Source organism: Leclercia tamurae (genome assembly GCF_025566055.1).
Taxonomy (GTDB): domain Bacteria; phylum Pseudomonadota; class Gammaproteobacteria; order Enterobacterales; family Enterobacteriaceae; genus Enterobacter; species Enterobacter tamurae.
Genome location: NZ_JAMHKS010000078.1, coordinates 484,764 through 501,134, shown reverse-complemented (window position 1 = coordinate 501,134; position 16,371 = coordinate 484,764). Strand labels below are relative to the sequence as shown.

The 16,371-nt window shown below is 55.2% G+C and carries 16 protein-coding genes; 6 read left to right on the top strand and 10 right to left on the bottom strand.

The annotated features are described in order from the left end of the window. The first annotated feature begins 14 nt into the window (after positions 1-14). A complete protein-coding gene (locus M8318_RS22335; protein WP_262664594.1) occupies positions 15-1,151 on the top strand; it encodes an alpha/beta hydrolase in 1,137 nt (378 codons plus the stop codon). 60 nt (positions 1,152-1,211) lie between these two features. Further along, a complete protein-coding gene (locus M8318_RS22330) occupies positions 1,212-2,402 on the top strand; it encodes an MFS transporter (protein WP_262664591.1) in 1,191 nt (396 codons plus the stop codon). On the opposite strand, the gene catA is transcribed toward M8318_RS22330, so the two are convergent. Both catA and M8318_RS22320 read right to left on the bottom strand, forming a co-directional pair. Beyond that, positions 2,389-3,072, bottom strand: a complete 684-nt coding sequence (catA, locus tag M8318_RS22325) for a type A chloramphenicol O-acetyltransferase (RefSeq protein WP_262664589.1) — start codon at positions 3,070-3,072, stop codon at positions 2,389-2,391. The genes M8318_RS22330 and catA overlap by 14 nt on opposite strands. A gap of 93 nt (positions 3,073-3,165) precedes the next feature. After that, positions 3,166-3,666: an Lrp/AsnC family transcriptional regulator gene (locus M8318_RS22320; RefSeq protein ID WP_106993799.1), complete on the bottom strand. Its 501-nt coding sequence runs from the start codon at positions 3,664-3,666 to the stop codon at positions 3,166-3,168. 84 nt (positions 3,667-3,750) lie between these two features. Between M8318_RS22320 and M8318_RS22315 the strand changes: the two genes are divergently transcribed. Continuing rightward, positions 3,751-4,926 (top strand): MFS transporter, encoded by a 1,176-nt coding sequence (locus tag M8318_RS22315; protein ID WP_262664587.1) that lies wholly within the window; start codon positions 3,751-3,753, stop codon positions 4,924-4,926. Positions 4,927-5,004: 78 nt separating this feature from the next. Here M8318_RS22315 and M8318_RS22310 read toward each other — a convergent pair whose 3' ends face one another. From M8318_RS22310 to M8318_RS22300, 3 genes are all read right to left on the bottom strand, one after another. Further along, a complete protein-coding gene (locus M8318_RS22310) occupies positions 5,005-5,625 on the bottom strand; it encodes a LysE family translocator (protein WP_262664585.1) in 621 nt (206 codons plus the stop codon). Between the two features lie 167 nt (positions 5,626-5,792). Then, positions 5,793-6,539 carry an NADPH-dependent F420 reductase gene (locus tag M8318_RS22305; RefSeq protein WP_225758901.1) on the bottom strand — a complete coding sequence of 249 codons (747 nt, stop codon included), beginning with the start codon at positions 6,537-6,539 and terminating at the stop codon, positions 5,793-5,795. Positions 6,540-6,588: 49 nt separating this feature from the next. After that, on the bottom strand, positions 6,589-7,545 hold the full coding sequence (locus tag M8318_RS22300; protein WP_332019766.1) for an NAD(P)H-dependent flavin oxidoreductase: 957 nt from the start codon (positions 7,543-7,545) through the stop codon (positions 6,589-6,591). Between the two features lie 53 nt (positions 7,546-7,598). Between M8318_RS22300 and M8318_RS22295 the strand changes: the two genes are divergently transcribed. Next, a complete protein-coding gene (locus M8318_RS22295; RefSeq protein WP_262664582.1) occupies positions 7,599-8,516 on the top strand; it encodes a LysR family transcriptional regulator in 918 nt (305 codons plus the stop codon). A 49-nt stretch (positions 8,517-8,565) separates the two neighbouring features. Here M8318_RS22295 and M8318_RS22290 read toward each other — a convergent pair whose 3' ends face one another. Together M8318_RS22290 and M8318_RS22285 are read right to left on the bottom strand one after the other, a co-directional pair. Next, positions 8,566-9,330, bottom strand: coding sequence for an SDR family NAD(P)-dependent oxidoreductase (locus M8318_RS22290; RefSeq protein WP_262664580.1), 765 nt, complete (start codon positions 9,328-9,330; stop codon positions 8,566-8,568). Between the two features lie 33 nt (positions 9,331-9,363). Next, positions 9,364-10,386: an alpha/beta hydrolase gene (locus M8318_RS22285; protein WP_262664578.1), complete on the bottom strand. Its 1,023-nt coding sequence runs from the start codon at positions 10,384-10,386 to the stop codon at positions 9,364-9,366. A 291-nt stretch (positions 10,387-10,677) separates the two neighbouring features. Here M8318_RS22285 and M8318_RS22280 point away from each other — a divergent pair, with 291 nt between their 5' ends. Continuing rightward, complete coding sequence (locus tag M8318_RS22280) at positions 10,678-11,580, top strand: LysR family transcriptional regulator (protein ID WP_262664577.1); 903 nt, start codon at positions 10,678-10,680, stop codon at positions 11,578-11,580. Between the two features lie 31 nt (positions 11,581-11,611). Continuing rightward, positions 11,612-12,520: a LysR family transcriptional regulator gene (locus M8318_RS22275; protein ID WP_262664576.1), complete on the top strand. Its 909-nt coding sequence runs from the start codon at positions 11,612-11,614 to the stop codon at positions 12,518-12,520. 69 nt (positions 12,521-12,589) lie between these two features. On the opposite strand, the gene pgaD is transcribed toward M8318_RS22275, so the two are convergent. Genes pgaD through pgaB form a run of 3 tightly spaced genes read right to left on the bottom strand, consistent with a single transcriptional unit; the run spans position 12,590 to position 16,370 of the window. Beyond that, positions 12,590-13,027, bottom strand: coding sequence for a poly-beta-1,6-N-acetyl-D-glucosamine biosynthesis protein PgaD (gene pgaD / locus M8318_RS22270; RefSeq protein WP_106993794.1), 438 nt, complete (start codon positions 13,025-13,027; stop codon positions 12,590-12,592). Then, complete coding sequence (gene pgaC, locus M8318_RS22265) at positions 13,024-14,358, bottom strand: poly-beta-1,6-N-acetyl-D-glucosamine synthase (protein WP_262664574.1); 1,335 nt, start codon at positions 14,356-14,358, stop codon at positions 13,024-13,026. Before pgaC ends, pgaD begins: the two co-directional genes overlap by 4 nt. Further along, positions 14,355-16,370, bottom strand: a complete 2,016-nt coding sequence (gene pgaB / locus M8318_RS22260; RefSeq protein ID WP_262664572.1) for a poly-beta-1,6-N-acetyl-D-glucosamine N-deacetylase PgaB — start codon at positions 16,368-16,370, stop codon at positions 14,355-14,357. Before pgaB ends, pgaC begins: the two co-directional genes overlap by 4 nt. Between the last annotated feature and the right edge of the window lies 1 nt (position 16,371).

Here is a 16,371-nt window from a genome sequence, read left to right as displayed (position 1 = left end):
GCCCGGTGCCTCTTATGAAAACATTCACCCGAAAACTGACAGCTGCCATACCCGCGATGCTGCTGTGCGCATCCTTAAGTGGAGTAACAACAATGAGTTACGCAGATACTACCAATCCGAACGCGCCCGTTTCGATGATCACAAAGTGGGACAAGACCTTTGCCGAAAGCGACAAGGTCGATCACCGCAAGGTCTCCTTCCAGAACCGCTACGGGATCACCTTAGTGGCCGATATGTACTTGCCGAAAGACCGGGGCGACCGCAAGCTGGCGGCGATTGCGGTAAGCGGGCCGTTTGGCGCGGTTAAAGAGCAGTCCAGCGGCCTGTATGCCCAGACCCTGGCGGAAGAAGGATTTGTGACCCTCGCGTTCGATCCCTCTTATACCGGCGAAAGTGGCGGCCAGCCGCGGAATGTCGCCTCTCCGGACATCAACACCGAGGACTTTAGCGCCGCGGTTGATTTCCTGGGATTACAGAAAGAGGTTGATCGCAACCGCATCGGTATCCTCGGCATCTGCGGCTGGGGCGGGATGGCGCTGAACGCGGCGTCCATGGATACCCGCGTGAAAGCGGTCGCCACCAGCGTGATGTACGACATGAGCCGGGCAATGGGCCACGGCGTGGGCGATGGCAAAGACCGCTACTCTGCGGCCGATCGCCATGCCGTGCTGGCGTATCTGAACGAGCAGCGCTGGAAAGATGCTGAAAACGGCACCTTCGCCCACGGCGGCCACGATATTAATGTCGACCAGAACGGCAAGGTGACCGCGGCTGACCGCATTCTGCCCGAAGCGTTACCGGCAGATCCGCATCCGGTCCTGAAAGAGTTCTTTGATTACTACCGGGTACCGCGCGGCTTCCACGAACGCTCCGTGAACTCCACCGGCGCATGGACCGCGACGATGCCGCTGTCGTTCATGAATATGCCGCTGCTGAGCTATGCCAAAGAGATCACCATCCCGACGCTGATCGTCACCGGTGAAAAGGCGCACTCACGCTATTTCGCTGAAGATGCCTACAAAGCCGTTGGCAGCAAGCAGAAAGCGCTGGTGATTGTCCCGGGCGCTAACCATGTCGATCTGTACGACAATGTCGCCGGTAAGATCCCGTTTGCACAGTTTGAGCAGTTCTTCAAAACCAGCCTGAAATAACCCTCTACGCCGCCTGTCCCTGGCAGGTGGCGTTACTCATTCCCTTCATGAAATCTGATTATGTCCACACTGAGCCACACCACACAGAACAACGAACGCGCGTACTGGGGCGGCATTTTTGCCATGACCCTGTGCGTATTTGTCCTGATTGCATCGGAGTTTATGCCGGTCAGCCTGCTGACCCCCATTGCCAGCGATCTGGGCGTCACCGAGGGTCTGGCGGGCCAGGGGATTGCCATCTCCGGCGCGCTGGCGGTCCTGACCAGCCTTAGCCTTTCGCATATTGCCGGGAATATGAATCGTAAAACCCTCCTGCTGGGCATGACGATTTTGATGGCGGTGTCGGGGCTGATTATTGCGTTTGCCTCCAGCTATCTGGTCTATATGGCCGGACGCGCCCTGATTGGGATCGCCATCGGCGGCTTCTGGTCCATGTCGGCAGCGACAGCCATTCGCCTGGTGCCGCAGCATCAGGTCTCCCGTGCGCTGGCGATTTTCAACGGCGGTAACGCCCTGGCGACGGTCGTGGCCGCCCCGCTCGGCAGCTATCTTGGTGCCACCATCGGCTGGCGCGGAGCCTTCCTGTGTCTGGTCCCGGTGGCGTTAGCAGCGTTTATCTGGCAGTGGTTTAGCCTGCCCGATATGCATGGCAATAAAAGTCAGACCTCGCGCGGGACCGTATTTCGCCTGTTCCGTCTGCCGGTGGTGTCTACCGGTCTGCTGGCCTGCGGCCTGTTCTTTATGGGTCAGTTTGCGCTGTTCACCTATGTACGTCCGTTCCTGGAAACCGTTACCCACGTCAGCGCCTCCGGCTTATCGCTGATCCTGCTCACCATCGGTATCGCGGGGTTTATTGGCACGCTGATCGTTGCCCTCTTGCTGAACGCCAGGTTCTACCTGACGCTAATGGCTATTCCGCTTCTGATGGCCGCCATTGCCGGGCTGTTAATTCTGACCGGGCACAGCATCTGGATCGTTGCCCTGCTGTTGGGGTTCTGGGGTCTGCTGGCCACGGCGGCGCCAACGGGATGGTGGACGTGGATCGCCCGTACCCTGCCCGAGGATGCAGAAGCCGGTGGCGGGCTGATGGTGGCGGTGATCCAGCTCTCGATCGCGCTGGGCTCCACGGCAGGCGGAATGGTGTTTGACCATATCGGCTGGCAGAGCACTTTTGCGATGAGCGCTATTTTGCTGCTGAGCGCGGTGGTGCTGACCGGGTTCACCGCGCGGAAGAGCGCTACCGTGAAGTAGCCAGCCCCGACGGGTGGTGGATTATGTCGTCACACATTACCTGTAACTCATTGAACAGCCTTGCCACATGGAAACCATCGCACACGGCGTGATGTATCTGAATAGCGAGAGGCAACAAGACTTTCCCCTCATGTTCATAGTATTTCCCAAAGGTGAACATGGGGGCAAAGAAGTTCTGCATATTAGCAACGTTGATATTAAAGTTGGTAAAGGTCACCCAGGGAATTGAAGAAACGAAAAATACATTTTCCGGCGACGCTCCTTTAGGCCAATAAGCAAGGTTATTTCCGTAGCGGGCAATATCTTCCGAATAAACTGTCTGGAAGTATTCAATATTGCCATCGTATTGACTCCATAAGGATGAAAAGGTCTCGGTTTCATTATGGAAAATGGTATAGCTTGGATGAACTCTGTTCCATATAACAAGCTCATTGTTCTTCATAGCCATACGGAACTCCGTATGCCTGTTTACGATTTCAGACAGGAGGGAAATCATAGTTGGGTAAAATTTCCAGCCTACCTTTTTGATATGGTTTAACAGCGCAGTAATGTCTACCAGAACCGTTTGGTTAATTGTCGATTGAGCAAAAGACTGAAATACCTCGAAGTGCTCCTTTCTTGCCCAACCAGATAGATCAACAGCGGTATATTCCGGGTTTGTTGTTTTCATTTTTAGCCTTTGATTAGCAAGCCTATATCCGATGCTAGCCTAAGCGTTTTCATGAATTAAGCAAACCGTTTTGGAACAAGAGAATAACTGCCTTTAATCCGGCGATGGGCCACGCTCGAGGAAGGTGGACAGCGCGATATAGCTGCGCACAGAACGAACCCCCTCCACGCTCTGAATTTCCATCAGGAAGTTTTCCAGCGATTCGGTATCTGCCGCCCTTACCTTTATCAACACGCAGCCGTCCCCTGCCACGGTGTGCAACTCCTCGACCTCTTTGCGGCTGGTGAACTGCAGCAGCGCCCGGGTCGCCTGATAGCTGCTGGTATCAATGACCAGAAACGTTAACAGCGTTCGGCCCAGCTTGCAGCCATCCAGCACCGCCACGGTGTTTTTAATTACCCCATCACGCTTTAAACGCTTCACGCGATCGTGAACCGCCGGAGCTGAGAGATGCACGATCTCGCTCAACTCCACGTAGCTACGCCCGGCGTCTTCTGCCAGCGCGCCTAATATTTTTCGGTCGATCGCATCGAGTTCTGCCGGTTTATGCCTGGTCTGCTTAATACCATCTTTTTCTTTATCAAACTCGCTCATACAGCCTCGATCACAGAATAAAAAAATGAATATACTCGATTTTACTTAATAACATTAACCACAAAATGAAATAATGGAGTTGACATGCCCATCGCACTTTTCGCCCTTGCCGTCGGCGCATTCGGAATCGGTCTGACTGAATTCGTCATCGCAGGAATACTGCCGCAAATCGCCGCTGAATTTGAGGTCGGTATCCCCTCCGCCGGGCTGATGGCGACCTCTTACGCCCTCGGCGTTTTTGTCGGTGCGCCGCTGATGACCGTATTGGGGGCCAGGATCCCGCGCAAGACCATGCTAATCGGTCTGGCCCTCATCTTCACCCTCGGGAATATCCTGACGGCGATTGCCCCTACGTTGACTCTGGCGGTTGTGGGCCGGGTCATCACCTCCTTTAATCACGGAGCCTTTTTTGGCATTGGCTCGATCATCGCCGCCTCGCTGGTGGCGCCTGGTCGTCAGGCCAGTGCCATCGCCTTTATGTTTTCCGGGCTGACGCTGGCAAACCTGCTGGGTGTGCCAGTGGGCACCTGGCTGGCGCAGACCTTCAGCTGGCGGCTGGTTTTCTGGCTTATCGCCGCTATCGGCCTGCTGACAATAGCCAGCATCGCGCTGCTGGTTCCACGCATCGAAAAGGGTCAGGCCATTGCGCTAAAGACAGAACTGCGCGCCTTTATTGATCCCCAGGTTCTACTGGTGATGGGCATTACCGTCTTCGGTCCGGCGGCCTTTTTCACCTCTATCACCTATATCGCGCCAATGATGATCGAGGAAGGCGGTTTTTCCGCCAGTGGTGTGGCCTGGCTGATGGTGCTGTTTGGTCTGGGGCTGGCTGTCGGAAACTGGATTGGTGGACGGTTCGCAGACCGTTCCCTGTTTGGCACGCTTTTCATTACCCTGGCCGCGCAAGCCGTGGTTCTGCTAGTCTTCTGGCTGGGCGTGGATAATGAGATTGTCGCCGCGGCCTGCGTTTTCCTGATGGCGGCCTTTGGATTTGCTACGGTTTCGCCGATCCAGAAGCTGGTGATGGATCGCGCCAGCCATGCGGGCGCCCCCACCATGGCGGCGTCGGTCAATATTGGGATGTTCAACCTCGGTAACGCGCTGGGGGCCTGGGCCGGTGGCGCCACCATTGCCGCCGGTTTTGGTCTGGCGTCCCCTAACTGGGCGGGCGCGCTGCTCTCGGTTATCGCGCTTGGACTGGCCGTGATGGCGTGGCAAACCGCCCGAAAGGGATATGTATTACAGGTGGGGGCTGAATAAACCGGGGTTTGCGGGGCGTTCTCCAGAGAAGGCATGCCGGGGGCGCTTCGCTTGCCCGGCCTACGACTCTAAAGCCCGTTATCGGCTGCTGAACGCCAGTCTGGCGGCAAAGCATAAAAAGAGTCCCCCGGTTGCACGATCCATGGCGCTGATAACCCGGGGTCTTTTCAGGATAGCGGATGCAAAGTGCGTGGAGATGATTAGCGTGACTGACCACAGGGTACCGATCAGGACATGAATGCCGACGAGGATAAATGTCCAGAGTACAGGTGAATGCCCGGCGGGGATAAACTGAGGCAGAAACGACACATAAAAAATGCCCATCTTGGGATTGAGTACGTTGCCGAGCATCCCTTTGATAAACCAGTTCCCGTGGGCAGCCGTGTCATCCGCGTTCTGACTGAAAGAGGTTCGGGGGCGCATCAGTAATTGCACGCCCAGCCAGCAAAGGTAAGCCGCCCCGCAGATTTTCAGTACTGTATAAGCGAGCGCTGAAACCGCCATCAGAGCGCCGAGACCGAGCGCGACAAGCGCTCCCCAGACGAAACAGCCAGCATCAATTCCAAGCGCAGCCTGAAAAGCCTTTTTACCCCCTTCAGCACAGGCGGTTCGAAGAATGAGTGCCGTATCCAGGCCAGGGGTGAGGGTAAGCAAGAGTGCCGCGAGAGAGAAAGCGAGAAGTGAATCGGTAACCGACATTTTCTTTATCCGAAAGCGTGGATGTTATCGGGTTGCCTTCATCCAATCAATCCATTACGGCGGTTTTGTTAAAAAATTGCTGCGCCCCCTTCACTGGTGATGGTTAACATTTTTCACTAAATGCCGATCTGTCAGACCGGCTGTTCAGTTAAGCGCTGTAATCAGGTTTACATCTGAATAAGGCGGCTCAGACGAATCGGGTAATCCGGGTCGATAGGTATCTTGCTATCGGCGCGCTCCTGCATAACCGCCCAAAAGAGTTCGCGCCGGATGGGCAACCGCGCACGTTCAGCAGCCTGCAACGCAGGTATAAGATCATCACGTGTGAGATCGGTGCAATAGGCCGGAGCCGCAGGCTGCTGGCGCCAGGAGTCAGCAATCGTTCCTGCATCCACGGCGTCAAAGCCCGTATCCTCCACCAGCGACATGGCGATCCTGCGGTCATACTCAACGTCAGCCGCCACCGGGATGGCGAGCCTGTCCGGTGCTCCGACTGGCCGTCCTTTGTTCTCCAGAGAACTAAACATGATCGCGTTCCATGCTTTGGCTACTCGCCTTCCGAGTTGCTCTTCGACCCACTCACTCTCGACCTGCCCGGCTTCGATCGCCTTAATAATCCCGGTTCTGTAAGGCCAGTAGTTTGACGTATCAATCACCACCACCTCGTCTGACACGCCGCTGAATAAGGGAGCCAGATCGGGAATGCGTTCCAGCGGTATTGAAACGATGACAACCTCTCTGGAGCTTACCGCCTGTTTCGCCGTCACGGCTTTCGCCCCTGTTGCCAGTAAGTCCTGGCCAATCGTTTCTGGCCCCCGGGTATTGGCGATCGCAACATCATGGCCGGCTGCAGCGAGTTTCAGCGCAAGTTGCTTGCCGATCATGCCTGCGCCCAGAATCCCAATATTCATCATTATGGCTCCGTGAGAGTTAAGTTCAGGGTCGCCGCCCCGGTCGTATATCTTAAAAGTCCTGCATCAGGTCTGAAACAATGTCTGCCGCCGGACGAATGGATTTGATGACGTAAATACCTGTGCCGGTTGACACCACACCCTGATCAAAATTCCCCAGCCTCATCGCCTGCCACAGGGAGTGATAGCCATTCATTGCCTTAAACATGGTTTCACGATCCGTGTTCTGAGCATCTAACTCTGCCAGCTTTGGACTCAAATCGGTGGGCAAGCTACGGTAATACGCTGGCAGTGTGCGGAACAACAGCAAATCCTCTGCCGTGGAGTCGACAATCAGACGTTTAACTTTTTCAGCCGCTGGGTTTTCAAGCGCAGTCAAAAAAAGAGTGCCCGCATAGACCCCTTCTGCCCCCAGAGCCATTGCGGCACGTACGCCACGAGCATCACCTATTCCACCCGCTGCAATGACCGGAACGTTCACACTATCAACGATCATGGGAACGATGCTGAATGTGCCAATCACCCGGCTCGGTACGGTCCCACCTTCGTCAAAACCTGTGGCGATGATGATGTCGGCCCCTAATTTTTCTGCTTCTTTTGAATTAGCGATAGTGGGCGTCAAAGCGCGATAAAGGGTTTTTATGCCGTGGCTTTTAAAGAATTCAAATATCTCTGCATCCAGTACTTCATTGATAAGCACCACTTCTACGCCTTCTTCGACCAGCGTCTCAGCAGTGGGCCGCCAGAAGCTCATATCCGGACCGTTAATCAGGGTCGCAGCAAAGGGTTTATTCGTCAGTTTTTTAACTTTTCGGATCTCCTTCCGCATACGATCCAGCGCCACAAAGCGCGAGCCGGGCAGGCTTTCTTGCCCGGCGTGGGGACCCAGCGTGCCCAGCCCACCCGCGTTTGACACCGCAGCAACCAGTTCCGCATTGGTCAGGAAATACAAGGGTGCCTGAATAAGTGGATAGCGAATGTTTAAGATTTTAGTGACGCGGTTATTCATTTTTAAATCCTGGAGAAAATCAGACTTGAGAATTTTACCCTTTGAAAAATGGAATGGAATCATCAAAAATAGGAACACCATTCCCAAAAATGGAACGAACAGTGGATTTTAATGCAACGAAATTGTTCATCGCGGTGATGAATGCCGGAAGCTTTTCTGCGGCGAGCGACAAAACAGGGGTACCCATCTCTACGTTAAGTCGAAAAATTAATGAGCTTGAGCAGGCCTTGAACGTTCAACTCCTGGAACGCTCGCGGCACGGCGTTAAACCCACCTATAAAGGGCAACAGTTCTTTGAGCAGGCCCGTCTGGGTGTTGAACTCCTGGAGGATGCGCAAAAGTCAGTCACCTCTGTCCATAAATTACAGGGCAAATTGCGTCTGTCTGTCCCGCCTAATTTCTCGTTATGGTGGGATTTACTGATCGATTTTCAGCAACGTTATCCCGATATCACCGTATTTTGTCATTCCAGCGAAAGGATCGTTGATTTGTTTGCAGATGGTGTGGATGTGGCGCTCAGAATGGGCGACCTGAACACGGATGACGTCATCGCTAAACCCCTTGCGCCCCTGGAAACGTTGTTTGTCGCAAGCCCCGAATTAGTAGCGCATCATGGTGCACCTGAGACACTGGCAGAAATGGCGCGGCTGCCAATTGCTGCCTGGGAGAGCCTGACTCATGGCTTTTTTGAATGGGATTCTGGAACCGAAAAAGTTAAATACGAGCCTGTTTTTACCACTAATAATTCTCAAGGCTTAATTCATTACGCCCTGAGTGGTAAGGCCATTGCTCAGCTGCTGGATTTTTCAGCCAGGCCCTGGCTGGAAAGTGGTGATCTGGTTCAACTTTTACCTGGAATAGCCGCACAGAAACTTCCGCTAAACCTGGTCTACGCCCGCCATAAACATCCCTCAAACCTTGTGCGGGCGTATCTGGATTTTTGTTCAGAGTGGATGGAAAAGCTGAAGTAGCATTATCACTATGATGCCTGCTTTTCTCTCATCGCAAGCCTCTTCTGCATTAACGCATGGTCAGGCCGCCATCAATCGAGATGGACTGGCCTGTGACGTAGGATGACGCGTCACTGGAGAGCCAAAGCACCACATCTGCAATCTCTTCTGCCTTGCCATGACGCTGCATAGGTACGCCCTGCACCATCGCCTCCAGCGCCTCTTTCTGACCAGCGGCAACCATAGCGTCAACCATCGGGGTCCAGATCAGTCCCGGGCAGACGGCGTTGACGCGAATATTGCGCGCGGCATATTCAAGCGCAGCACTTTTTGTCAGGCCCAGCACGCCATGCTTGGCGGCATGGTAGTTAGCGCGTTCTGCCCCGCCCACAATCCCGCCGATCGAAGAGCAGTTCACGATAACGCCGCTCCCCTGCTTACGCATCTGCTGCAGTTCATACTTCATGCAGCCCCAGACGCCACGCAGGTTCACCGCCGTGACGCGGTCGAAATCTTCTGCAGTGGCATCGGCGATCTCCGCCAGCACATTCTGAATCCCAGCGTTGTTGAAGGCGATATCGAGGCGGCCAAAGGTGGCGACGGTCTCCTCCACCATCGCCGCGACGTCGTCCAGATCCGCCGCATTGCAGGTAACCGCTCTGGCGGTGTAGCCCGAAGCCACCAGCGAGTCCGCGGCCTGCTTCACCGCCTCGGCATTGATATCAGCCAGCATCACGGAGGCGCCCGCCGCCGCGTAGGCTTTTGCGGTGGCAAGGCCAATACCCGAAGCGGCACCGGTCACTAAGGCAATTTTATTTCCCAGAGAGTAAGTCATAAATAATATCCTGATTGAAGACGAAGCGGGTTATTAAAGATTTTTACTGAAGAACGCGGTGAGTTTCTCTACCACCGGATTAACGAACTGCGGCTTGTCATATAAATCAAAATGCGATGCGCCAGGAATAATCGTTAACTCCTTCGGCTGTTGGGCATTATCATAAGCCTGCTGGCTAAATTTACGGGTTTCCGCTTTTTCTCCGGCAATCAATAATACCGGCCGGGGAGAAATATCCGCCATATGCTCGAGCGGATAATACGCCATATGCAGCCCCGGGCTGGTCACCACATAGCGGTTGCGGGCATTCGGATGCGAGCCGCGTGAGGTGAGATAATACTCGGTCGCTTCGCGCACAAACTCAGGCGTACTGGCATTGACGCTATTTCGGGCCGGGAGCAGTTGTTCAACCCGCACCGGCGCACCGGCGGCCTCTTTATTTAACTGGGCATCGATGCTTTGCAGTAATTTCACCCTGTCGTCAGCAGAGACCGGCGATCCTTCAATACCGTTACGGGTGGCATCCCCGATGTCATAGGTCACCACCCCGGCAACCGCTTTAACCCGCAGATCGGTTTGCGCTTCGTGGAGGGTATAGCCGCCGCCAGCACAGATCCCCAGGGTTCCGATGCGGGCGGCATCAACCTGCGGGAGACTGCTCAGATAGCCAATCGCGCTGCGGATATCCTGCACCCGGTCGGCCGGGTATTCGAGGTCACGCGGTAAGCCTCCGCTTTCACCGTAGTGAGAGGCGTCATAGGCCAGGGTGATGAATCCGCGCTTCGCCAGCTGTTGTGCGTACAGACCCGACGTCTGCTCTTTTACTCCGCCCCAGGGATGGGAAACCACAATCGCCGGGTATTTTTTCGCGCTATCGAAATTGGGTGGCAGGTAGAGATTGGCCGCCATGTTGATGGTACCGTTCTGAAATGAGACTTTTTGCGCGTTCATGACATTAATACCTTCCGCAACGGTCGTTGGCTCTGTTTGTGCAGAGAGTGCCGTATTGGCAATAAGTAATGATGCCAGTAATAATGAAACCTTAGATAAAGACATGACGCCTCCCGACCGATATTACTATCAGTTTAGCTGAAGTGTTTTATGGTTAATTATGACGAAGCCATGGCGCGAATAATAATATTCACCAGCGCCTGTTTAATACATTTGCAATATTCCCCCGGTCACGCCCGACTATATTTTTCCCGGCTATCCGTATTTGCCTGGAGTTAAATATACATAACGTATTCAACCCCTACCAGCCCTGCCTGTTTCTTGCATTTATAAACAGAATTCATTAATCTTTTTAAGCCCGACTTATCCCCTTTATCCCTTCTTAGTGAGGAAGACATGGCTCGCGAGGGTTTCAGCAATTTATTAGCACTTATCGCGATAGCGCAGACCGGGAGTTTTACCCGGGCAGCGGCACAGCTGGGCGTCACCCAGCCCGCCCTGAGTGCCAGCATCCGCGGTCTGGAGGAGCGGCTTGGCGTGCGCGTGTTGTTGCGCAGCACGCGCCGGGTCACCCTGACGATGGCGGGTCAACACCTGGTGGACAGGATCGTGCCGGAATTTGCTTACATCGAGAAGGAGCTTGAATCCCTGAACGACCTGCGGGACAAGCCAACCGGCACCCTGCGCATCACCGCCATCGACTACGCCATCCGCCAGGTGTTGTGGCCTAAACTCTCCCCTTTTTTGCAGCAGTATCCGGATATCACCGTTGAGCTGATCAGCGAGTATGCCAGCGTCGATATTGCTGCCAGAGGCTATGACGCCGGGGTCAGGTTTGGCATGGAGCTGGCGCAGGATATGATCTCGGTGCGAATCAGCCCGGACGTGAAGAATACGGTGGTTGGTTCGGCGGACTATTTCACGCGCTTTCCCCTACCCGAGCGGCCTGAGGATCTCACTCAACACAGGTGCATCCGGCTGCGCACCTCCACTTATGGCGGTCTCTATGACTGGGAGTTTACCGAGGATCAGCGTGAGTTCGCCGTCAGGATCGGCGGCCCCGTCATCTGTAATAATGCCTACGACATTCTCGAGGCTGCAAAAGCGGGCCTGGGTCTGGCCTACCTGCCACAGGATATGGTTCAGCCCTGGCTGGATTCAGGCGAGCTGGTGTCGGTACTCGAAGCCTGGTGCCCGCTCTGGCCGGGCCTGCATCTCTACTACCCTAACCGGCGCCAGCATTCCCGGGCGATGACGCTGATGGTCGAGGCGTTGCGGTTCCATGAGCATCAGCCCTGACGGGGCTTTTAACGCATAAACGAGGCGGACTATGTCAGGCGAAATCTTCAGGGATATTGTGGCGTTTATCACTATCGCCCGGGAACGCAGTTTTACCCGGGCCGCCGCTGAACTGGGCGTTTCCCAGTCGGCGTTAAGCCATACCATCCGCAATCTTGAGGCGCGGCTGGGGCTACGGCTGCTGATCCGCACCACGCGCAGCGTCTCTCCTACGGAGGCAGGGCTGCGCCTGCTGGAGCGGGTGTCACCCCGCTTCGATGTGATTGCCGGTGAACTGGCCTCCCTGAGCGAGCTGGGGAGCAAAATCGCCGGTACCGTGCGGATAACGGCGTCGGATTTCGCCTGGAATACCTTCGTCTGGCCGCGCCTTTCTCCTGCCTTGCTTCACTATCCTGATGTAAAGCTGGAGGTATCCAACGATCCGGCCCTGACGGATATTGTTGCTGAACGTTTTGACGCCGGTATCAGGCCGGGCGACAGGATCGGCAAAAATATGGCGTCAGTCCGCATATCACCCGACTGGCGAAACCTTATTGTCGCCTCCCCGGATTATCTAGCCGGAAAAGATCTCCCGCTCACGCCCGAGGATTTAGTCCGGCACGCCTGCATCAACACCCGATACGCTATGAAGGAGGGGATCAGCCCCTGGGAACTGAAAAAGGGAGACGGCGTTCAGGCCTGCCGTGTCGATGGCCCTCTGATCTTCAACACGGTGTATGCCGCCCTCGACGCCGCGCTGGCGGGATATGGCCTGGCTTATGTACCGGAGATACTTGCCCGTCCGGGGCTGGAAAATGGCCATCTTCAGGCAGTGCTTGAGGCGTGGTGTCCGCCGCGTCAGGGTTTCCATATATTTTATTCCAGCGAGCGTCAGCTCCTGCCGGCACTCTCGATGATTATTGAGACGTTACGTTATGATCCAGGGTTCATGCCCTCCTGAATTAAGCGAGCCGCAGGCAATCCTTAAAAACCTGCCAGCAAACATCCAGCATTACCGGCAGGTTTTTCGTTACTCGCGCTGCACATCAGCGAGGATTTTCGCCATCCACACGCGGTCAATTGCCCCCGTCTCATAATGTGCGAGGGTAAAGATCTTGGCCTGACTCATCATTAGCGCCAGTTCGGGGGTGATATTGAAACTTGCCGCAACTTCATGGCGCTCAAGTTCTGGCCGACGCTTACGACGTTCAATACGAAAGCGCAGCTGGTTGTATTTTGCCCAGGCGATCAGCGCCAGACTTATCAGACAGGCCACCAGCAGGTAGATACTCAGCGTACTGAGCGTGGTGTAGAACGGCCTGGTCCCTATAAAAGGATCATGTTCAATTGCGGTTATCAGACCATTGTAAATCAGCCAGCTAAACCCCAGCCAGGCCACGATCGTTAACAGGGCATCCAGCGCGCGTGGAAACAGCCGTTGTTCAGTAAAAATTAAAGGTTGGATCATGGTTTTAATCTCCCAATACCGCGATCGGGACTCACCCAACGAGCTCTGCTGCGTTTGCGGCGCAGCATGACTTTCGGGAAAGCCACAAGCGTAGTGAACAGACTCAACATCCAGTACACCACCGGAAACCAGATAATCCAGAACAGAGACGCCGCAATACCTTTCTCGTAGCGTCTTTCAATAATCAGACTGACCGTGAACTGCAACAGACAGACCACGCCCAGCATCAGGCCAGTAAAAGCCGGTGGGAAAAGGTGCTGAACATATAAAGAATCGGGCATCGGAATAAGCAGCCCGAAGAGAAACAACAGAATGCTGACGGCATAGGCAAAGGCCCATGCGGTTGACATACAAAACTCAATAAACAGAGGCCACATGCGTCGGTACTCCCAGCTCCACAAGCGACGCATATTGACGATAAACACCTCCGCGCCCCCCTGCGCCCAGCGCAGACGCTGCTTCCAAAGCCCTTTCAGCGTCTCGGGCATCAAAATCCAACACAGCGCACGAGGTTCGAAGAAAATTGACCAGTGGCGCAGCTGTAACTTCCAACTGATATCAATATCTTCCGTGATCATATCCGGGCTCCAGTACCCCACCTCTGCCAGGGCGCGACGGCGATAAGCGGCAATGACACCGGAAACGGTAAAGACCTGACCATAGACGCGCTGGGTACGCTTGATAAGGCCGATGATAGATGAAAACTCCCCCACCTGGACTCGCCCCACCAGCGTTGAACGCGTACGGATACGCGGATTACCGGTCACCGCCCCCACGCGAGGGTAATTGAGTAGCGGGGCGACCATATACACTGCCGCATCCTTATCCAGCAGCGCATCACCATCAATACACACCAGAAAATCACTGCGAGCCGCGGCAGCACCCGCCTGCAGGGCGACCGCTTTGCCCTGATTTTCCGCCAGATGAATCACCCGCAGCCGCGAATATTCACTCGCCAGCTTGTCCAGCACGGCCGCGGTACTGTCGATAGAACCGTCATTGATAGCAATCACTTCTATATTTTCATAACGTTGCGCCAGCGCCGCTTCGATAGTCTCACGGGCATTCAGCCCTTCGTTAAAGCACGGCACAAGAATGGAGATCAGCGGATTGCCTTCGAGTACAGGTGGCGGTGTGCCCGGCCCCCATGGCCAGTGGCGCTCGCGGTGAAACCAGAAGTAAAGTCCACCGCTTATCCAGAGGGCCGACATAAACAGCGGCCAGAAAAAGACGAAATCAAGGATCACTTCACCGGTAAAAATCACCGCCACGCCGAGCGGAAAACTGAACATCAGGCAAAGGATCAGGAAGGCGATGAGGCGATCGGTCATTTTTGCGGATACCAGTAGGAGGAAAAAGCAGAACGGATCTCTGCCATCCGGGGTTGATCGTTAATGAAATCGTCCGGGTAGTAGCCATAGTTTCTGGCACCGCTCAGCTTGAGCTGCCGCATCCACCCGTTAAGCATTTCACCGCTAATGTTGTCCTGCCCTGCCCCCTTACGCCAGTCGCGGGCCTGAAGTTCAAAAACCGTTTTATCCAGCGCGCCAGGGTAACGGGCTACCTGCCCGACGAGTCTGTCCAGCCAGGCATTGGCATCGTTGACCGGGACGTTTTCCATCAGCGGCATCGCCATCGGGGCTGTCCAGTCGTAGGTGCCGAGAAAATCATTCAGATTCTGCGCAAACCAGGTTTCGCTCTGCGGATCCAGTATCGGCATGGCGTAAATGTTGCGGGCGGTTTTGATCTGTGGACCGCGCACCGCACGCACGGTTTGCGTGAGCTGTCGGGTAAAATCAATCAGGGCGCGACTTTTAAAGCGCGTCCAGCGCGCCAGCAGTTGCGGGTTGGCGCGGATCTGCGCGAGGTCGTCCGGGAAGCCGGCTAAACGATAGGCTTTGAGCGCATCCGGGGAGGCATCCTCAAAGTCGGTCAAAAAAGCGTCGTCATGGAACAGGATGCCGCTGAAGCTGGCATGGCGCGCCAGGTCCTCATAGATATCGTTGATTCTCTGCCGGGCAACCGCATTCCAGGGTGATAAGCGCAAGTACTGGCGATTATCTGGCGCAATTCGTCCGGTGTCTGACGACCACGCCGCCACACGTGGCACCGAGGGGTCTAACCCAAACGCCAGAACCGGCATCCAGGCGTAAACCTTCACCCCGGCACGGGTCTGCAACTGCCAGGAAACGAAGTTAAACAGATCCGCCCGCATAGGTAGCCAGCGACTGCGGAAATAGAGCGCATTGACGTTGCCGTCCCCTTTCGGATCGGCATAGGCCTGTAAAAAGACATGGGTTATCTTCATATCGAAAACCCGCTGGATGAGCAGATCGATATTTTTACGCTGTTGAGCCGGGTTTTTGTCGTACACATAGTCGAGATCGACATGCATAACCCGCATGGTTTCAGGTTCCCTGACCTGAGCTATCTGGCTGGCGAAGCTACGCAGCGAAGGGTTATTGGAAATCAGCACCCGGGGAACATCTTCCAGATTTGCGGCATTCGCCAGCCCCTGGTTCAGGGTGAAAGCCATCTGGTAGCCCTGCTGATGCGCGAGCTTGAGTGTTGTCCCGCTCGCCGCACCGTAGGGCCAGACCCAGGCTCGCGGTGCTTTCCCGGTGACCTCTTCGATTTTGCCCGAAATGCGCGACAGGTCAGCACGAATACGCTGTTCAAACTGCGCATCCGTTTCGTACTGTCCGCTGGTTTTATCGTAAAAACGGTTAGCGACTGCGGGCTCCTTACTGCCTTGCGGATTGGCCTGATGGCCGTAATGGGATGCCCAGGTGTGCGCCCCCACCTCCACCAACCCCGATTCGCTGGCCTCGCGTACCATCTTCCAGGTAGCAAACTTTTCCCGCGGCGTTTTTAGTCCGCCAAAATCCACCAGCGAATGTTCCGGTGCATCCACCCAACTGCCGACAGGCGCCCACAGAGCAGGCCATTTGAACAACCGAAGCAGTGGCAGAACGCGCGTTGAGAAGCTACTGTATCCATCATCAAAGGTCAGCATCACCGCCTTTTCAGGCAAGGTGATTTTTCCGGCATGGGCATCCAGCACCTGCTGCACGCTAATCGGGTGGTAGCCGTTATCATGCAACCAGGCAAACTGGTCGTTCAGGGCGCTGGTGCGCACGGACAGATAGCGCTGATCGGCGGCACCGTCCTCCACGTCATGCCAGCCCAGCACCAGAAAGCTGTTTGTGGGCCAGCGCTGATCCGCATACAGCGCCGGCCGCTCGGCGGGAGGAAGATAACGCGGTGTCGCGGCCAGTGCACACATGCTCATCATCATCCACCCGACTATTACCCTCGCGGCGAGAAGCCATCGTTTCATCATG